We start from the raw sequence: 17,915 nt of genomic DNA, 5'->3' as shown, positions 1-17,915 counted from the left end.
GCTTGCATGATCGGAAAACCATGACCACCCTTTCAGACCTGAACACCAGCAGCCAGGCCGACTTTATTGCGCAACTGCATGGCATCTACGAACATTCGCCCTGGATACCCCAGCGCGCGGCAGCGGCCAGGCCGTTTGCCAGCCTGACGGCCCTCAAGATGGAGCTGCAGCGCGTGCTGGCCCTGGCCTCTCCCGATGAGCAGCTGGGGCTGATCCGCGCCCATCCCGAGCTGGCAGGCAAGGCCGCCATCGCGGGGCAACTGACGGCGGAGTCGACGCGCGAGCAAGCCAAGTCCGGCTTGAACCTGTGCAGTCCCGAGGAATTTTCCACCCTGCAGCGCCTCAACAGCGAATACAACGCCAAGTTCGGCTTTCCCTTCATCCTGGCCGTCAAGGGCCCGACGGGCGAAGGATTGACGCGCCAGGACATCATCGCCACGTTTGCGCGGCGCCTGAAAAACCGGCCTGCCGATGAACTGGCCGAATCGCTGCGGCAGATCAAGCGCATCGCCGAACTGCGCCTGAACGACCTGTTCGACGTGCGGCTGGACTTCGGCCCGGCCATCATGCAGCAGGCGGAAACGCTGGCCGGCTGGAGCGACAGCGATTACAACCTCACCTGCGCCTACCTGACGCCAGCGCACCGGAAGACGGCCGCGCAACTGGCCGACTGGATGCGGGAGGCGGGCATGCAGGTGCAGATCGACGCCGTCGGCAATGTCGTCGGGCGCTATCTGTCGGACGCGCCTGGCGCGAAAACGCTGATGACGGGATCGCATTACGACACTGTGCGCAACGGCGGCAAGTACGATGGCCGGCTGGGCATCGTACTGCCGATCGCCGTCGTGCGCCATCTGCATGAGCGGGGTGAAAAGCTGCCCTTCCACGTCGAGATCGTCGGCTTCGCCGAAGAGGAAGGCGTGCGCTTCAAGAGCACATTCCTGGGCAGCACGGCCATCACGGGCAAGTTCGACTTGTCTCTGCTGGAACAGCTTGACGCAGATGGCGTGAGCATGCGCGAGGCGCTGGCCGCCGCCGGCCATGAAGCGGCCGCCATCGGCACCATCGCACGCGATCCCGCCAATTTGCTCGGCTATGTGGAAGTGCATATTGAGCAGGGGCCCGTGCTGCTGGAGCGCGACCTGCCACTGGGCATCGTCACGGCAATTGCCGGCAGTTCGCGTTACCTGGTCAATCTTGGCGGCGTGGCCAGCCATGCGGGCACCACGCCCATGACCATGCGCAAGGATGCGGCCAGCGCGGCCGCCGAAATCATCTTGCTGGTCGAACAACGCTGCAGCCAGGGCGAGGCGCTGGTGGGCACGGTGGGCCAGCTGCAGGTGCCCAACGGCTCCGTCAACGTGATCGCAGGCGCCTGCACCCTGTCGCTCGACATCCGCGCCGCCGTCGATACCGTGCGCCAGGCGGCCGTCGACGATATTCTCGACGGCATCGCCGCCATCTGCGCGCGGCGCCAGATTGACTACCAGCTGGAACTGCTGCTGTCGGCGCGTGCAGCGCCGTGTGCGCCGTGGCTGATGGCGCAGCTGGCGCAGGCCGTGGAATCGGTCGGCATCGAACCATACACGTTGCTGTCTGGCGCCGGCCACGACGCCATGGCCATGGCCGCCATCACCGACGTGGCCATGCTGTTTACCCGCTGCGGCAATGGCGGCATCAGCCACAATCCGCTGGAAACCATGACGGCGGACGACGCCGACATCGCGGCGCGGGCGCTGCTGGCGTTTTTGCGCAACTTCCAGCCCAAGCCCTGAGTGGCGGACGTGGGCCGGTGACCTATACGGCCACGGCCCGCTCCAGCATTGCGTGCAGCAGCACATTGCAGCCCGCTTCCAGGTGCTCGGGCTTGGCATCCTCGATTTCATTGTGGCTGATGCCGTCCTTGCACGGCACGAAAATCATGCCGGCCGGCGCCAGCCTGGCCGCGTAGATGGCGTCGTGACCGGCGCCCGACACCACGTCCATCACGGAATAACCGAGCTTTGCGGTGGCATTGCGCACGGCGCCCACGCAGTCGGGGTGGAACGGGCATGGCGGATAATAGGAAACCCGTTCAAGAGATATATCCAGTCCCGTACCGGTGCGCGTAGCGTCGATGAAAGCCGTGATTTCGCCATGCATGGTGTTGAGCAGTTCGTCGTTCACATTGCGCAGGTCGATGCTGAACTTGACTTCGCCGGGAATCACGTTGCGGCTGTTAGGGAAGACCTGCACCATGCCCACCGTGCCGCGCCCATACGGCGGGTAGCGGTTGGCGATGGCGACGACTTCCTGCATGATGCTGGTGGCCACCTGCAGCGCATCCTTGCGCAGGCCCATGGGCGTGGGTCCCGCATGCGCTTCCATGCCCGTCACCACGCAGTCGTACCACGACAGCCCCATCACGGCAGGCACTACGCCGATGACTTTATCGGCGTCCTCCAGCACGGGGCCCTGCTCGATATGCGTTTCAAAATAGGCGCCGATGGGGTGGTCGCCCGGCACCTGCTCGCCCTTGTATCCGATGCGCGCCAACTCCTCGCCCACCGTTTTCCCTTCCGTGTCTTTCGCCGCGTAGGCGGTTTCGAGCGAGAAGGCGCCGCAAAAGACGCCGGAACCCATCATCACGGGCACGAAGCGCGAGCCTTCTTCGTTGGTCCAGAACGCCACCTCGATGGGTGCCAGCGTCTTGATCTGTAAATCGTTCAGGGTGCGCACCACTTCCAGGCCGGCCAGCACGCCGTAATTGCCATCGAACTTGCCGCCCGTGGGTTGCGTGTCGATATGGCTGCCCGTCATCACGGGCGGCAAGCTATTATCGGTGCCGTCGCGGCGCATGAAAACATTGCCGATCTGGTCGATGGTAATGCTCATGCCCGCCTCCGTGCCCCAGCGCACCACCAGGTCGCGCCCCTGTTTATCCAGGTCCGTCAGGGCCAGGCGCTTGACGCCGCCCTTTACTGTCGCGCCGATCTGCGCCAGTTCCATCAGGGCCGCCCACAGGCGCTCGCCATTGATACGCAATTCATCCATCGTCAACTCCTTATGCGGTGGTGGCGGAAAACGCGGGCCGTTCGATATAGCGTCCGGCCCCTTCGACGGCCATCAGCTCGCCCTTGTGGAACACCACCTTGCCGGCGGCAATCGTGGTGCTGGGGATGCCGCGCACGGTGCGCCCTTCGAAGACATTGAAGCCTCCCCTGGCAAACTGCGTGGCGGCGGAAATGGTGCGCGTGCCCTGCGGATCCCACAGCACGATGTCGGCGTCGCTGCCTGCGGCGATGACACCCTTGCGCGGATACATATTGAAGATTTGCGCCGCATTGGTCGATGATACCTTGACGAATTCGGAGGGCGTAAGCATGCCGGAATTGACGCCAGCATCCCACACGACGGCCATGCGCTCCTCGACGCCGCCGCAGCCGTTCGGGATGCGCGTGAAGTCGTCCTTGCCGGCCGCCTTCTGCTCGGCGCAAAAGGTACAATGGTCGGTGGCCGTCGTGTGCAGGTTGCCGCTTTGCAGGCCGTGCCACAGGGCCGCCTGATGGTGCTTGCCGCGAAACGGCGGGCTCATGACGTGGCCCGCCACGTAGTCGAAATCATCACTCTGGTAGACGCTATCGTCGATCACCAAATGGCCAGCCAGCGCTTCACCATACACGCGCTGGCCATTGGCGCGCGCCCGCGTGATGGCGTCGAGCGACTCGGCGCACGAGACGTGCACGATGTACACGGGGGTATTAAGAACATTGGCGATGGCAATGGCGCGGTTGGCCGCCTCTGCCTCCACGGCAGGAGGGCGGGACAGGGGATGCGCCTGCGGCCCCGTGATGCCCTTCTTGAGCAGCGCCTGCTGCAACTGGAATACCAGCTCACCGTTTTCCGCATGCACAGTCGGCAAAGCCCCAAGTTCCAGCGAGCGGGTAAAACTATTTACCAGGGTTTCATCGTCGGCCATGATGGCGTTTTTATAGGCCATGAAATGCTTGAAACTGTTCACGCCATGCTCGCGCACGAGGGTGCCCATCTCTTCATGTACCTGCTCGCTCCACCATGTGATCGCCACGTGGAAGGTGTAGTCGCCGGCCGCCTTGGACGACCACTCGCGCCACTGATGATAGGCCTCGAGCAAGGATTGCTTGGGGGCGGGAATGACGAAATCCATGATGGTGGTGGTGCCGCCTGCAAGTCCCGCAGCGGTGCCCGTGAAAAAATCGTCCGACGTCACGGTGCCCATGAATGGCAAATTCATGTGCGTGTGGGTGTCTATCCCGCCCGGCATCACGTACAGGCCGCCCGCATCGATCACGGTGGCGCCGACCGGCACCGGCAAGTTCTCGCCGACGGCGGCGATCATGTCACCCTCGATCAGCACATCGGCGCGGAAGGCGCGGTCGGCGTTGACGACAGTACCGCCACGTATCAGTGTAGTCATCTTGTCTCCTTTGTGTTTACGACTGCGGCGCCTGCTGCACGTGCGCCACGGCCTTGCCCTTCATCATGACGCCGTAGACGACGGCGGCGATGGCCACGCCCACGAACCAGGCGTAGGTGTAGATGGCTTTAAAGCCTTCGGCCACGCCGGGAAACGCCGTGGGAAAGGCCGCATTCAGAAAACCGGGGATATTCGGCAGCACGGCAATGACAAAGGCGATCAGCGCTGCCATGTTCCAGCCATTGCCATATGAGTAGATGCCGTCATCGCGGTACAGCTGCCTGACGTCGAGCTGCGTCTTGCGCACAAAGTAGTAGTCGACGATGAGGATGCCGGCGATGGGCCCCAGCAGGGCCGAGTAACCGATCAGCCACGTGAAGATATAGCCCTGCGTCGACTCGAGCACCTTCCACGGCATCATGACAATGGCGATGAAGGCCGTGATGTAGCCGCCCATCTTGTACGAAATCTGCTTGGGTGCCAGCGAGGAAAAGTCGTAGGCCGGCCCCACCAGGTTGGCCGCCAGGTTGACGCTGACCGTGTCGATCAGCAAGATGATCAGGGCGATCAACACGGCGGCACCCGTCATGCGGCTGGCCAGGTCGACAGGATCCCAGATGGCCTTGCCGTACATGACCACGGAGCCTGCCGTGACGATCACGGCCAGCATGGCCAGCAATCCCATGGGCACGGGCAAGCCGATGGACTGGCCGATCACCTGGTCGCGCTGCGTCCTGGCAAAGCGCGTGAAGTCGGGAATATTCAGTGCCAGGGTCGCCCAGAAACCCACCATGGCTGTCAACGATGGCCAGAAAACGCTCCAGAACTGGCCCGCCTTCTTACCGCCGGGGATGAATTGCGACGGCTGGTCCAGCAGGCTGGCCACGCCGCCGGCCTTGCTGTGCACCCAGTACAGCAGCACAAAGCAGATGAGAATTTTCAAGGGCGCCGTATAGGTTTCCAGCTTGCGGATCGATTCCATGCCGTGCAGGATGTAATAGAACTGGATGGCCCAGAAAGCCAGGAAGCACAGCAACTGGCTGCCGTTGATGCCAAGTCCCGCGATCTTCTCGCCGCCCAGTTCATGCCCCATCAGCACGCCCATCAGGGTGTAAATCATCTGGCCACCGAACCACGTCTGGATGCCATACCAGCCGCAGGCGACGATGGCGCGCATCAGGGCCGGCAGCCGCGCGCCCATGGTGCCAAACGAGGCGCGCGCCAGTACTGCGTACGGAATGCCGTACTTGGTGCCCGCATGCCCGATCAGGAGCATGGGCAAGAGCACGATGGCGTTGGCGAGAAATACCGTGAGCACCGCCTGGTAGCCGGACATGCCGCTGTCGATCAGACTGGCCGACAGGGTGTAGGCGGGAATGCACATCACCATGCCGACCCACAGCGCGGCGAAGTGATACCAGCGCCAGGTGCGCTGCGCCGCAGTGGTGGGCGCAAGGTCTTCATTCCAGAGTTGCGTGTTGCCTGAATAGTCGTGGTTCACAGGTATGCTCCATCGGTTGGGAGGGGATCGGTATTATAGAAACGGCTGCAGCCTAGCTTACCGCAAAGGACTGCTGCCGTTTACAAAATAAACACACGCAAGATACATGCCTTGCTGCGTTCCCTATGCCGTCTCCACCAACGCATGCGGGTTGCGTGGGTCCTGCGTCCAGTTCATGTACGGCTTGTCCGTGACCTGCGGCACCATCGTGATGCAGCCCTGCACCGGACAGGTGATTTCGCACAGGTTGCAGCCCACGCATTCCTCCTTGATCACCTCATACGTGCGCATGCCTGCAGCGTCGATCAGTTGCGCAATCGACTGGTGCGAGGTGTCTTCGCAGGCCACGTAGCACTTGCCGCATTTGATGCAATCATCCTGGTTGATATGCGCGATGACCTGGTAATTCATGTCCAGGTATTTCCAGTCCGTCGTATTGGCCACGGCCTTGCCGGAAAAATCGCTGATGCGTTCGTAGCCCTTCTCGTCCATCCAGCGCGACAGGCCATCCTTCATCTCTTCGACGATGCGGAAACCATGCAGCATGGCCGCCGTGCACACCTGCACGCAGCCGGCGCCCAGGGCGATGAATTCGGCCGCGTCGCGCCAATTGCCGATACCGCCGATGCCTGAAATGGGCAAGCCGCGCGTCTGCGGATCACGGGCGATTTCCGCCACCATGTTCAGGGCGATCGGTTTCACCGCAGACCCGCAATAGCCACCGTGCGTGCTGGCGCCGCCCACAATGGGCAGGGCCACCATGCGGTCCAGGTCCAGCGAGGTGATCGAGTTGATGGTGTTGATCAGCGAAACGGCGTCCGCGCCGCCCGCCTTGGCCGCGCGCGCCGGCATCCGCACGTCCGTGATGTTGGGCGTTAGCTTGACGATGACGGGAAGACGGCTGTGCTTTTTGCACCACGCGGTGACCATCTGCACGTACTCGGGCACCTGGCCCACGGCGGCCCCCATGCCCCGCTCCGGCATGCCATGCGGGCAACCGAAATTGAGTTCGATGCCGTCCGCTCCTGTCGCTTCCACCTTCGGCAAAATGTCGGCCCAATAGTGCTCTTCGCAGGGCAGCATCAGGGAGACGATCATGGCGCGGTCGGGCCAGTCCTTTTTCACCTGCGTGATTTCGCGCAGATTGATCTCCAACGAGCGGTCGGTAATGAGTTCGATATTATTGAAGCCCACCACTTCGCGGTTCTTGCCGTACAGGGCGGAGTAGCGCGACGAGACGTTGACGGCGGCCGGGTCTTCACCCAGCGTTTTCCACACGACGCCGCCCCACCCCGCTTCGAACGCGCGCACCACGTTGTAGGCCTTGTCGGTGGGTGGCGCAGAGGCCAGCCAGAAAGGATTCGGCGCCTTGATGCCGCAAAAATCGATGCTGAGATCAGCCATTATGCAGCCTCCACTTTATTCAGGAAATCGGAATGGATGGCCAGTGCGGCCAGCTTGCCATGCTGGACGGCTTGCACCGTCAAGTCCTGCCCCGGCGCCACGCAGTCGCCGCCCGCGTAGATGCCCGGCAGCACCGTGCGAAAGCCCGCATCGACGGCGATCTTGTCGCCCTCGCGTTTCAAAAGAGACGCCATCGGGTCATGCAGTACTTCAGTGTCCAGACTCTGGCCGATCGCCTTGAAGATGGCGTCGGCCGCCACGTCGAAGGTTTCGCCGGTGCCCGCCAGGCGCGTGCCCTGCATCCGCGTTTTCTCGAAACGCATGCCTGCCACATGGCCAGCCGCGTCGAGCAGCACCTGCTGCGGCTGGGCCCACGTCAGCATGCGCACCTGGTTCGCCTTGGCGATCTCCTGTTCGTGATGAGTGGCCGTCATGGCGTCGAAGCCGCGCCGGTACACAAGGGTGACCTCCTCCGCGCCCAGGCGCTGAATTTGCACGGCCATGTCGATGGCCGTGTTGCCGGCGCCAATCACAATGGCCCGCTTCGGCACGGGCAGCGCGGCCAGGTCGTGCGCCTGGCGCAGCGCGGCGATGTAGTCGACGGCAGCCAGCAAACCGGGAGCGTCCTCGCCCGTCAAGCCCAGCTTGCGGCTGGCCCCCAGGCCCAGGCCAAGGAAGACGGCATCGTACTGCGCGTGCAGGTCGCGCAATTGCAGGTTCTCGCCCAACACCTGGCGACATCGGATTTCAATGCCGCCTATGCCCAACAAAAATTCGACCTCTTTCTGGGCGAAATCGTCCGTCAGCTTGTACTTGGCGATGCCGTATTCATTCAAGCCACCTGCCTTGCCTTCCTTCTCGAAGATCACCACATCGTGCCCCAGCATGGCCAGGCGGTGCGCGCACGACAGCCCGGCCGGCCCAGCGCCGACAATGGCAATCGTCTTGCCCGTGGCGGCCGCCCGTTTGAACGGGTGCGCCGTGAAATGCATGTGGTCGACAGCATAGCGCTGCAACAGGCCGATCTTGACGGGCTGGCCTTCCGCGTCGTGGTTGCGCACGCAGACGTCTTCACACAGGATTTCCGTGGGACAGACGCGGGCGCAGCTGCCGCCCAGGATGTTCTGTTTCAGAATGCCAGCGGCGGCGCCATTGATGTTCTTGTCGTGGATGTTGCGGATGAAGCTGGCCACGTCGATTTCCGACGGACAGATGCGGCTGCACGGCGCATCGTAGCAGTACAGGCAGCGGGCGCTTTCGATGGCTGCCTGGCGCGCGCTCAAAGGCGGCGCCAGGTCCGTGAAATGGCCCGCCAATTCCTCGTTGGGCAGGGCGGGATGCGGCAAATAGTTCAGGGACTCGATCATCGCGTTTTCCTTCTTTGATCCTGCGGTGGGTTTAGTGTAAAACCGTCACTTCATCTGGGGAAAAGCAAATTCCACACCAGCGCTTGCCGTGTTTGGCCAGCGCTGCATCACGGCCTTGTGCCGCGTATAAAAACGCACGCCTTCGGGACCATAGGCATGGTGGTCGCCAAACATGCTGCGCTTCCAGCCGCCAAAACTGTTGAAGGCCATCGGCACGGGCAAGGGAATGTTGACGCCCACCATGCCGACCTGGATCTGACGCACGAATTCGCGCGCCACGCCGCCATCGCGCGTGTAGATGGCCACGCCGTTGCCATACTCGTTGGCGTTGATCAGCTCCACCGCATGCACCACGTCAGGACAGCGCAGCACGCACAGCACGGGGCCGAAAATCTCTTCCTTGTAGATGCTCATGTCGCGCGTCACATGGTCAAATAAAGTACCGCCGACAAAGAATCCGTTCTCGCGGCCCGGCACCACATGGTTGCGGCCATCGACCACCAAAGTCGCGCCCTGCTCCACGCCCGAGGCGATAAGTTTTTCGATGCGCTGCTTGGCTGCCAGCGACACGACCGGTCCCATTTCCGCACCATCAGCCATGCCGTCGCGCACTTTCAGTGCAGCCGTGCGCGTTGCCAGTGCGTCGATCAACTTGTCGCCCGCGTCGCCCACGGCCACGACGACGGAGATTGCCATGCAGCGTTCGCCAGCAGAACCGTAAGCGGCGCCGATCAGTGCATCGACCGTCATGTCCATGTCCGCGTCGGGCATCACCACCATGTGGTTCTTCGCGCCCCCCAGCGCTTGCACGCGCTTGCCGCTGGCGCTGCCACGCGCATAAATGTATTCGGCGATCGGCGTCGAGCCGACAAAGCTGATCGCCTGCACCACGGGGTGGTCGAGCAAGGCGTCGACCGTCACCTTGTCTCCCTGCACCACGTTGAAAACGCCGTCGGGCAGACCTGCTTCTTTCAGCAATTTCGCGTGCAGCAAGGAGGCCGACGGATCGCGCTCGGACGGTTTCAAGACGAAGGTATTGCCGCAGGCGATGGCGACGGGGAACATCCACATCGGCACCATCACGGGGAAGTTGAATGGCGTGATGCCGGCCACCACACCCAGAGCCTGGCGCATGGACCAGGCGTCGATGCCGCGCGAAATTTGGTCCGTGAATTCACCTTTCAACAGCTGCGGAATACCAACGGCAAACTCCACCATCTCGATGCCGCGCGCCACTTCGCCCTGCGCATCGGCAAAGGTCTTGCCATGCTCGCGCGTGAGCATTGCGGCAAAGTCATCCGTGTGCTGCTGGCACAGCTGCAGGTAGCGGAACAGGACACGGGCGCGCGTCAGGGGCGGCGTAGCGGACCACGAAGGAAAGGCGGCGGCCGCCGCCTGCACGGCCGCGTCGACGTCTTCCACGGTGCCCAGGGCCACGCGGGCTACGGGTACGCCCAGGGCGGGGTTGTAGACGTCGCCGTAGCGGCCACTCCGGGTGTCGACTTTGGCGCCGTTGATGTAGTGGGTGATGGTATCGAGATCGTTCATGACCGTCCTTAATCGAGATTTTTTAATACCTTGGCCAGCTTGCCGAATAGCTCGTCGATATGCTGTTTTTCCAGCACCAGCGGCGGCGACAGGGCGATGATGTCGCCCGTCGTGCGTATCAGCACGCCGTCGGCGAAGGCCTGCTTGAAGGCGTTGAAGGCGCGCGCACCGGGCTTGCCGGCGATGGGGGCGAGTTCGATGCCGGCGATCAGGCCGATGCTGCGCAAGTCGATCACGTGCGGCAGCCCCTTCAGGGAATGCACGGCGTCGCTCCAATACGCCTGCATGCTTTTCGCGTGACCCAGGATGTCCTGCTCCTCGAACACCTGCAGGGTGGCCAGCGAGGCGGCGCAGGCCAGCGGGTGACCGGAATACGTATAGCCGTGGAACAGTTCGATACCGGGTGGCGCGTCCATGAAGGCATCGTGGATATATTGCTTGCTGAATACGGCGCCCATCGGCACCATGCCATTGGTCAGGCCCTTGGCCGTCGTCATCAGGTCCGGCTCGACGTCGAAATAGTCGGCGGCGAATGGCGTCGTCATGCGGCCGAAACCCGTGATGACTTCATCGAAGATCAGCAGGATGCCATGCTTGGTGCACAGCTCCCGCAAGCGTTTCAGATAGCCTTTCGGCGGGATCAGCACGCCCGTGGAGCCAGCCACAGGTTCGACGATGACGGCGGCAATCGTCGAGGCGTCGTGCAGCGCAACGATGCGTTCCAGTTCATCGGCCAGGTGGGTGCCGTATTCGGGTTCGCCCACCGTGTAGGCATTCTTGTCCAGGTTATGCGTGTGCGGCAGGTGGTCCACGCCGGGCAGCAAGGGGCCGAAGGTCTTGCGGTTGCCACCGATGCCGCCCACGGAAATGCCGCCGAAGCCCACGCCGTGATAACCGCGTTCGCGGCCGATCAAACGAGTACGTGCACCCTCACCGCGCACCCGGTGATAGGCCAGCGCGATTTTTAACGCCGTGTCCACGGCCTCGGAACCGGAGTTGGTATAAAAGACGTGACCGAACTTGTGGCCCGTGTAGTCCATCAGTTTTTCCGCCAGGTCGAAGGCGGCTGGATGGCCCATCTGGAAGGTGGGTGCGAAGTCGAGCTGGCCCACCATTTCGCGGATGGCGCCGACGATTTTCGGCTGCGCATGGCCGCATGGCACGCACCAGAGGCCGGCGGTTCCATCGAGGATGGCGTTGCCATCGACATCCTTGTAATACATGCCTTCGGCCGAGACCAGCAAGCGTGGGTTGGCCTTGAAATCACGGTTATTGGTAAACGGCATCCAAAATGCCGACATCGATTCCGGCCTTGTTTCGTTCATGACCTTCTCCTTGAGATGGGCTGGCAGAGCGCCAGGATCGTTTTTGACGAAGCGTAAAATAATTTACCAGTTGGCAAAAAGCTGATGTAATAATAGTCAGGACATTCCCAATGGCACAGATACACAAACGGCAAAGTATCCCAACCGTACAGGTCGGAAAACCATTACAGTTTTGTGCAAGGCAGCATAAGGAGCCACCGTGAAGCACAGCGACAGCGCAGACGATGCCCCCGAGCAAGGCAGTGGTTGGCCCATGCTGGACATCGACCGCCAGAAAAAGGGCGGCCTCGTCGAACAGATCGTCATCGCCATCAGCGTCATGGTGGGTAGCCGCGCCCTGCGCATCGGCACGCGCATGCCCTCCGTGCGCCAGTTCGCCCGGTGCAATGGCGTGTCGACGTTCACCGTCGTCGAATCGTATGATCGCCTGGTCAACCTGGGCTTGCTGTCGTCGCGGCGCGGCTCCGGCTATTTCGTCGCACGCCACGATATCGCCGCCTCGCCGCAAGCGGCGGTGCATGCCAGCCCCACCGCCATCGACGCCCTCACGCCGGACCTGTATTCGGGCGTGTCCGATGCCCTGCCCGTGGGTGCGGGCTGGCTGCCGCCCGAGATGTATGGCGAAGCGACCGTGCTCGATGCCGTGCGCCAGGCCATGCGCATACCCGCCAGCCGGCTGCGCGGCTACGGCCATCCGCTGGGCTTTCCCTCGCTGCGCCAGCACCTGGCAACAAGCCTGTCGGAAGAGCTGTTCCAGGTCGAGCCAGACCAGGTCCTGCTGACGCACGGCGCCACGCACGCCTTCGATTTGATCTTGCGCAGCCTGACCAAGCCGGGCGACACCGTGCTGGTGGAAGACCCCGGCTACAGCAATCTGCAGTCGCTGATACGCCACCACGGCTGCATCCCCGTCGGTATAGCGCGTGGCGAGGCGGGACTCGACCTCGATGCACTGGCCAGCGAGGCCGCGCGCACCCAGCCCAAGCTAATGTTCGTCAACACGGTGCTGCAAAATCCGCTGGGTACCTCACTGAGCCAGGCGCAGACGCACCGCCTTCTGGCGCTGGCCGAGCAATTCGATTTTTGGCTGGTGGAAGACGATATCTACCGCGAACTGGCGGCGCGCGGCGAAGCATCGCTGGCGGCGATGGATGGCTTGCGCCGCGTGATCCGCGTGGGCAGCTTTTCCAAGACCTTGTCGCCCGTGCTGCGCGTCGGCTCCATCTGTGCCTCGCCCCCTCTGGTGGCCGAACTGGTGCGCGTCAAAATGCTGGCGGGTCTGACGACATCGGAAATCAATGAGCGCGCCGTCTACCACGCCATCTCCGCGCGGCCCTACAAGCGCATGGTGGAACGGCTGGTGGCGCAGCTCGACGCGGCCCGGGAACGCAGCATCGACTGCCTGGCGCAGGCGGGCATGGCGCCAGTGGCGCGTCCGCGTGGAGGCATGTTCGTCAGCGCCGGCTGGCCCGATATCCAGACGCCGGAATGGAATGGAAAAATCATCGCCGACATGGCATTAAAGGCTGGCATCCTGCTGTCGCCGAACGAATTTTTCATGCTGCGCGCGCCCGAGACGGTGTGGTTCCGCTTCAACGTGGCCTACACCGACAACCCCGTGCTGCAGGCATTCCTGCAATCGATACGCCCACGCTAAAGAATCCGCCATGGCCAGCGACAAATCCCCTGCCCTTTCCGTGAAAAATGCCGGCGGCCGGCGCCTGCAAAACCGCGACCGCCTGGAAACGGACATCCTGGAGCAAGCCGTGCGCGCGTTCGCCGAAAGCGGCTATGAGGGCGCGTCGATCGCCACCATCGCCGAGCGAGCCGGCCTGTCGAAGCAAAACCTGATGTATTACTTCCCGTCCAAGCAGCTGCTCTACCAACGCGTGCTCGACGACGTGCTCGACGACTGGCTGGCGCGCATGGAGTCGCTGGCCAATGAACACGACGAGCCACGCGACGTGCTGCGTGCGTACATCGGCGCCAAGCTGCGTTTTTCGCGCGAACAGCCATGGGCTTCGCGCGTGTATGCGCTCGAAGTGATTAATGGCGCCCCCCTGTACGGCGCACAGATACGCGACAGGGTCGTGCCCCTGCTGCGCAAGGATATCGCCGTCTTCGAAGCCTGGATCGCCGCCGGCAGGATCGCTCCCGTCAACGCCACCCACCTGATGTTCGCCATCTGGGCCATGACGCAATCGTATGCGGATTTTTCGGCGCAGATGACCCTGGTGCTGGAACGCAAGCAGCTCACGCGCAAGGATTACGAGGATGCCGAAATCCTGCTCACGCACATGGTGCAGGCGGCCATCGCCCTGCCAGCGGCAGCGCCCGCTACGTGACGAAATTTCCAACGAACAATCTGGCAGTGATAGCATGGCGCGCTGGAGCGTTTGCAATAGCGACGCCATCTATCGACAGGATAAGGAACAGGCATGAAACAATGGTCATCGGCGCGCACCGCGTCATTGCTGGGCAAGGCTGCCTGCGCGGCGCTGCTGGCAGTGGCATCCACGGCACAGGCGCAGACAGTGGGCATGATAGACAATCAGCCGCTGAGCGAAACCTGGCTCAACGCGGGCTTTTATTCGTATCACTTTCAGCGCGACAAGAATCTGAACGACAGCAATCCGGGCCTGGGCGCCGAATACCGTTTTTCCACGGTCGCGTCGGCCACGGCTGGCCGCTTCTACAATAGCGACCGCGCCTACTCGAACTATGTGGGCGTGTATTACCAGCCCATCAAGGTAGGCCCGTTGCGCGTCGGCGCCGTCGTTGGCGGCTTCAGCGGCTATCCGAAGATGCGCGATGGCGGCTGGTTCCCGGCCCTGGTCCCCACCATCAGCTATGAATACCAGCGCGTGGGCGTGAATATCGCCATCGTGCCTTCCTACAAGGACCGCCTGTATGGCGCCCTCAGTTTCCAGCTGAAACTCAAGGTCTTCGAGTAACCGTTTGTCTTCGCCTGTCACCGTTCGCTCCGCCATTCCTGCCTTTCGTCGCATACGCGATGTTCGGCGGCAAGATTTTGCCTATAGTGGTTTCATCGCCAGCATGCATACGGCAGCGGCAACCACAGGAGAACGGCATGAAAGACATCAATTCGGTACCGGGCAGCACTTCCTTCAGCGCTTTCTGGAGCGAGCTGTGCGCTTACACGCGCCAGGGCATGGCCGCCCTGCGCGCCATGTCCTGGCCCATGCTGCTGGCGTGCTGCCTGGGACTGGCGTTCCTGATCACCATCTTGCCGCTTGCCATCATGCTGTTTGCCCTAGTCATGCTGCTGAAATGGGCAAGCAACAGCGACGATGCCAGTGCAGACGAGAAAACGCCGGACTCGCAGCAGTCGCCGCAATAAAAATTTTCGTCGTGGCAAGAGTGCAATGATTGTTCTATGGCACTATGAGTGCGCGCGGCACTGACGGACATCAAACCCATCACGATGGATGGGGTCTGATACGGAACGCCGCGCAAGATTAATAATCGAAGCTACTCCCCATCTGCCATAGGAGTTTTCTGATGACCACGACAGCAAAAGCCACAACAGGTACGACCATTCCCTGCCTGCGCTACCGCGATGCCCCCGCAGCCATCGAATGGCTGTGTACCGCACTCGGTTTTGAAAAACAATTGATCGTGCCTGACGGCAACGGTGGTGTCGCCCACGCGCAACTGAGCTTTGGCAATGGCATGGTCATGGTGGCACCGGCCCTCGACAGCGACTATGGCCGCCTGATGAAACTGCCTGGCGACATCGGCGGCGCCAACACGCAAAACTGCTACCTGGTCGTCAGCGATGCCGATGCCGTCTACCGCAGCGCACGCGAAGCCGGCGCCGAGATCGTGCTCGACATCAAGGATGAAGACTACGGCGGACGGGGCTTTACCTGCCGCGATCCGGAAGGCCATATCTGGAGCCTGGGCACCTACGATCCATGGTAAGACGGAGAACAATGATTATCACCACCCTCACCGCCGCCAGCCTTGCGCTGGTCGGCGGCTTCCTGTCCGCTCCCGGACTGGTCGACCAGCAAATCAATCAAGTCTATTCCCAAGCTGCCAAGGCGCCGACGGCCACTACCCAGGCCCTGCACCAGCGCCTGTGGATCGCCGACCTGCACGCCGACAGCCTGCTATGGCAACGCAATCTGAACCGCGACAGCCAGCGCGGCCATGTCGACTTTCCCCGCCTGCAGCGGGGCAACGTGGCACTGCAAGCCTTTTCCGTTGTCACCAAGACGCCGCGCAAGATGAATATCGAGCGCAATGGCAGCGACACGGACAACATCACGGCACTGGTAGTGGCACAAGCTTTGCCACCTGCCACCTGGAACAGCCTGCTGGCGCGCGCCACTTACCAGGCCGATGAATTGCGCCAGCAAGTGGCCAGGAGCAATGGCAAGGTCCGGGTGATCGGCAGCCGCGCCCAGCTGCGCAGCTTCATTACCGCGCGCGAAAAAGACCCCGCCCTGCTGGCCGGCTGGCTGACACTGGAAGGTGCACATGCGCTCGAAGGCAAGCTGGACAACCTTGATACCTTGTACAAGGCGGGCTTCCGCATGGCCGCGCCCACGCATTTCTTTGATACAGAACTGTCCGGCTCCCAGCACGGCCTGAAAAAAGGCGGCCTGACGCCGCTGGGCCGGCAATGGTTGCGCGACATGGAACAGCGCAAGATGATCGTCGATCTGGCGCACGCCTCGCCAACCACCATCGACGACGTATTAACCATGGCGAAACGCCCCGTGATGGTGTCGCACACGGGCGTGCGCGGCACTTGCGCCAACGGCCGCAACCTCAGCGACGCACAATTGAAACGCATCGCCGCCCAGGGTGGCCTGGTGGGCATCGGCTTCTGGAATACGGCCGTCTGCGGCAAGGATGTGGCATCCATCGCGCGCGCCATCAAGTACACGGTAAAACTGATCGGCGCGGAACACGTGGCCTATGGTTCGGACTTCGATGGCGCCGTCACCACCGCTATCGACGCGGCAGGCCTGCCGCGCCTGACGCAGGCGCTGCTCGATGCGGGCTTGTCGGAAGCGCAAATTCGCCGCGTGGCGGGCGAAAACGTGCGCGACTTTTTACTCAAGAACCTGCCCGACGATGACGCCTAGGCCAAGGCCTTGACCAGGGCCTGGTCCGCCACCTGGTGTGGCCGGATACGTATCAGTTTGCGGTATAGCGGCGGCATGGCGTCGCACAGCGCCAGCAGCGCGTCTTGCGCCATGGCCGGGCGCACGTACTGGAATTGCGCGGGATTATTCTCCGGCACCGCCCCTTCCATGGTGGAACCATAGGCGCCCAGGGTCATGAAACTGGCGGCACTGTCGTCCGGCCCGACGGCCAGCACGAAGGTGCCATGCTTGGGATGACCCAGATAACTTTTGATTTCTTCCTGCAGCGCCGGCTCGGCGCCAGCCATCAATTCATAACGCAATTGCGCGTACTGGCGCGTGCATTCCATGAAAGGCGTGCGAATCAGAGAGCGCGCCAGCTGGCCCGGCATGCACAGCAGCAGGTTGCCAAAGGAATCGAGCAAGGCGGCTGCGTCGCCCTGGCCGCCATCGCGCGCGTCCTGCTCCATGGCCGCCTGCAGAAATGGCGCCAGGCCGGCATCGGGCGCATGCGGCGCGCAGCGGTAAGTCAGGGCGTCGGGATAGCGGCGGCGCAAGGCGCGCACCACGGCATGCTCGGATGGCAAGGTGGCGGGATCGCGCAAGTGCACATCGTCGCCGGCGTTCAACAGCTGCATCACCTGGGCCGATGTCGCTTCAAACACGAGCGAGCACAGTGCCTGCGTCGCCTCGTGGATGCTCTTGCCAATGAAAAAAGATTTGGGAGCGGCGCCGGAAGGCACGCGCGCATACTCGGTGGCGCCGCGCACGGCCGGATAGCAAAAGCTGCGACCAGCCTGCGCCTGCAGCGGCGCCGGCAAGGCCGTGAACGTGGCAGCGCCATCGTAATTGACGCCGGCCTTGACATCGGGCGCGGCCACCACCACATTGAAACCGGCAGCCAAAATCGCCCCCGTGCACATGCAGCAGGGGTCGAGCGAAGTAACGATAGTCAGTTCGCCTGGCGGCGGCAAGGGCGTGCCCTTGCCGCGCTCGGCGAAATACCAGTCCACCAGCTGACGCTCGCCATGCGCGGTGGGGTCGAACACCAGGCCCTGGCGCACGACATTGTTGTGCATCGATTGCAGCACGTTGCCGGTGCCATCGAGCAGCACGCCGCCCACGCCAAAGGTACCTTGCGTCTTGGCTGCCATGGCTTCGGCCGCGGCAATCGCCACGGCCGCCTGGATGTCGATCGTCTTGTTCAAGCGTATC

15 protein-coding genes are annotated in these 17,915 nt (G+C 62.6%); 7 read left to right on the top strand and 8 right to left on the bottom strand.

The genetic code is table 11. From position 1 onward, the window contains the following. The first annotated feature begins 20 nt into the window (after nt 1–20). Complete coding sequence (locus ACQ4WZ_RS18670; protein ID WP_436574198.1) at nt 21–1,775, top strand: allantoate amidohydrolase; 1,755 nt, start codon at nt 21–23, stop codon at nt 1,773–1,775. Nucleotides 1,776–1,797: 22 nt separating this feature from the next. Here the strand turns inward: ACQ4WZ_RS18670 and ACQ4WZ_RS18665 are convergent, their stop codons facing one another. From ACQ4WZ_RS18665 to aptA, 7 genes are all read right to left on the bottom strand, one after another. Next, complete coding sequence (locus ACQ4WZ_RS18665; RefSeq protein WP_133994104.1) at nt 1,798–3,033, bottom strand: Zn-dependent hydrolase; 1,236 nt, start codon at nt 3,031–3,033, stop codon at nt 1,798–1,800. Between the two features lie 10 nt (nt 3,034–3,043). Continuing rightward, nucleotides 3,044–4,435 carry a dihydropyrimidinase gene (hydA, locus tag ACQ4WZ_RS18660; protein ID WP_436574197.1) on the bottom strand — a complete coding sequence of 464 codons (1,392 nt, stop codon included), beginning with the start codon at nt 4,433–4,435 and terminating at the stop codon, nt 3,044–3,046. A gap of 16 nt (nt 4,436–4,451) precedes the next feature. Next, a complete protein-coding gene (locus ACQ4WZ_RS18655) occupies nt 4,452–5,936 on the bottom strand; it encodes an NCS1 family nucleobase:cation symporter-1 (protein WP_436574196.1) in 1,485 nt (494 codons plus the stop codon). 123 nt (nt 5,937–6,059) lie between these two features. After that, nucleotides 6,060–7,340 (bottom strand): NAD-dependent dihydropyrimidine dehydrogenase subunit PreA, encoded by a 1,281-nt coding sequence (gene preA, locus ACQ4WZ_RS18650; RefSeq protein WP_208327820.1) that lies wholly within the window; start codon nt 7,338–7,340, stop codon nt 6,060–6,062. Further along, a complete protein-coding gene (locus ACQ4WZ_RS18645) occupies nt 7,340–8,707 on the bottom strand; it encodes an NAD(P)-dependent oxidoreductase (RefSeq protein WP_436574195.1) in 1,368 nt (455 codons plus the stop codon). Before ACQ4WZ_RS18645 ends, preA begins: the two co-directional genes overlap by 1 nt. A gap of 45 nt (nt 8,708–8,752) precedes the next feature. Then, nucleotides 8,753–10,255, bottom strand: coding sequence for a CoA-acylating methylmalonate-semialdehyde dehydrogenase (locus ACQ4WZ_RS18640; protein ID WP_133994108.1), 1,503 nt, complete (start codon nt 10,253–10,255; stop codon nt 8,753–8,755). A gap of 8 nt (nt 10,256–10,263) precedes the next feature. Then, entirely contained in the window at nt 10,264–11,580 is a 1,317-nt protein-coding gene (gene aptA / locus ACQ4WZ_RS18635; RefSeq protein ID WP_436574194.1) for an omega-aminotransferase AptA, read from the bottom strand. Nucleotides 11,581–11,833: 253 nt separating this feature from the next. Here aptA and ACQ4WZ_RS18630 point away from each other — a divergent pair, with 253 nt between their 5' ends. The 6 genes from ACQ4WZ_RS18630 to ACQ4WZ_RS18605 all read left to right on the top strand — a co-directional run bounded on the left by ACQ4WZ_RS18630 (nt 11,834) and on the right by ACQ4WZ_RS18605 (nt 16,700). After that, nucleotides 11,834–13,237, top strand: a complete 1,404-nt coding sequence (locus ACQ4WZ_RS18630) for an aminotransferase-like domain-containing protein (protein ID WP_436574460.1) — start codon at nt 11,834–11,836, stop codon at nt 13,235–13,237. Nucleotides 13,238–13,247: 10 nt separating this feature from the next. Then, on the top strand, nt 13,248–13,925 hold the full coding sequence (locus tag ACQ4WZ_RS18625) for a TetR/AcrR family transcriptional regulator (protein ID WP_436574193.1): 678 nt from the start codon (nt 13,248–13,250) through the stop codon (nt 13,923–13,925). 93 nt (nt 13,926–14,018) lie between these two features. Next, entirely contained in the window at nt 14,019–14,534 is a 516-nt protein-coding gene (locus tag ACQ4WZ_RS18620; protein ID WP_436552815.1) for a hypothetical protein, read from the top strand. A 137-nt stretch (nt 14,535–14,671) separates the two neighbouring features. Continuing rightward, complete coding sequence (locus tag ACQ4WZ_RS18615; RefSeq protein WP_101483998.1) at nt 14,672–14,941, top strand: hypothetical protein; 270 nt, start codon at nt 14,672–14,674, stop codon at nt 14,939–14,941. A gap of 161 nt (nt 14,942–15,102) precedes the next feature. Continuing rightward, complete coding sequence (locus ACQ4WZ_RS18610; RefSeq protein ID WP_101483997.1) at nt 15,103–15,525, top strand: VOC family protein; 423 nt, start codon at nt 15,103–15,105, stop codon at nt 15,523–15,525. 11 nt (nt 15,526–15,536) lie between these two features. Next, nucleotides 15,537–16,700, top strand: coding sequence for a dipeptidase (locus tag ACQ4WZ_RS18605; protein ID WP_436574192.1), 1,164 nt, complete (start codon nt 15,537–15,539; stop codon nt 16,698–16,700). Here the strand turns inward: ACQ4WZ_RS18605 and ACQ4WZ_RS18600 are convergent. After that, a complete protein-coding gene (locus ACQ4WZ_RS18600) occupies nt 16,697–17,908 on the bottom strand; it encodes a nucleoside deaminase (protein WP_436574191.1) in 1,212 nt (403 codons plus the stop codon). The genes ACQ4WZ_RS18605 and ACQ4WZ_RS18600 overlap by 4 nt on opposite strands. Nucleotides 17,909–17,915 lie beyond the last annotated feature (7 nt).

This window comes from Janthinobacterium darwini (assembly GCF_051380905.1).
Lineage (GTDB): Bacteria > Pseudomonadota > Gammaproteobacteria > Burkholderiales > Burkholderiaceae_D > Janthinobacterium.
The sequence above is the reverse complement of the archived record's forward strand: the minus strand, read 5'-3'. Positions and strand labels throughout refer to the sequence as shown.